This window comes from Vibrio sp. YT-17, assembly GCF_033337375.1.
In the GTDB taxonomy this organism is placed as follows: Bacteria; Pseudomonadota; Gammaproteobacteria; order Enterobacterales; family Vibrionaceae; genus Vibrio; species Vibrio alginolyticus.
Genome location: NZ_JAWOQP010000189.1, coordinates 1 through 1,063, shown reverse-complemented (window position 1 = coordinate 1,063; position 1,063 = coordinate 1). Strand labels below are relative to the sequence as shown.

General features: G+C 46.5%; 1 protein-coding gene. It reads right to left on the bottom strand.

All coding sequences use genetic code 11. The features are described from left to right. Positions 1-63: 63 nt before the first annotated feature. A complete protein-coding gene (mlaF, locus tag R7F67_RS24860) occupies positions 64-867 on the bottom strand; it encodes a phospholipid ABC transporter ATP-binding protein MlaF (RefSeq protein ID WP_005455119.1) in 804 nt (267 codons plus the stop codon). Positions 868-1,063: the final 196 nt, after the last annotated feature.

The window sequence follows — 1,063 nt, the reverse complement described above, 5'->3', positions numbered from 1 at the left end:
CGGCCAAAAGCTTCACAGATGGCGAGCGTGCGTCTTCCTAATGAAGCGACAAATTGAATAAAGCTAGCGACCATCAAATAGATCCTTTTCGATACTTTGCGCAGGAAAACGAAACGGCACTGGGCCATCTGCATCACCTTGTAAGAACTGCTGCACTCGCGGGTCTGGGTTTTGACTCAACTCCTCTGGCGTGCCAAACGCGATGATCTTGCCATCTGCTAGTAGGTAAACCCAATCAGCAATACTCATGACCTCCGGTACATCGTGTGATACCACAATAGACGTAAGGCCTAGAGCTTGGTTTAAGTCTTTGATCAACTCAACCAAAACACCCATGGTAATTGGGTCTTGTCCCACAAATGGTTCATCGAACATGATTAAATCAGGGTCAAGTGCGATAGCACGAGCCAATGCGGCGCGCCTCGCCATACCGCCCGAAAGCTCACTTGGCATTAATTGCGCGGCTCCGCGCAGGCCAACCGCTTCGAGCTTAAGCAGCACCATAGTACGAATCAAATCTTCTGAAAGATTGGTGTGTTCACGCAGTGGAAAGGCCACATTGTCAAATACATTCAAATCCGTGAACAGAGCCCCGGATTGAAACAGCATGCTCATTTTCTTACGAGCGTTGTAGAGTTTTTTGCGAGAAAGAGTCGGAATGTTGTCACCATCAAACCAAATCTCTCCTTGTTCGGGATACAACTGACCGCCAATTAAACGGAGCAGTGTCGTTTTACCGATTCCCGATGGTCCCATAATCGCCGTCACTTTACCTTCAGGAACATGCAGATCAATACCATCAAAGATCGTGCGATTTCCTCGTGAAAAAGTGAGGTTGTTCACGGTGACTAAATCGTTGTTCGACATATCATCTCTTCTACTGTCAGAGCATTAACGCTCGCAGAGTTGTCAAGTCAATCCACTTCCGAATAGCGCTAAGGGTTCCCTTATCGCCGCTTCGGTACATTTATTAGGCTGCAATCATAAGCACATTGGCTTGGAATTTAAAGCACTGTTCGATTAAATAAAGCCGACCAAATTCAAGCTATTCTCCATAAATTAT

Coding starts and splice junctions, on each gene's coding strand:
- mlaF (WP_005455119.1), bottom strand. CDS start 867: ATGTCGAACAACGATTTAGTCACCGTGAACAACCTCACTTTTTCACGA.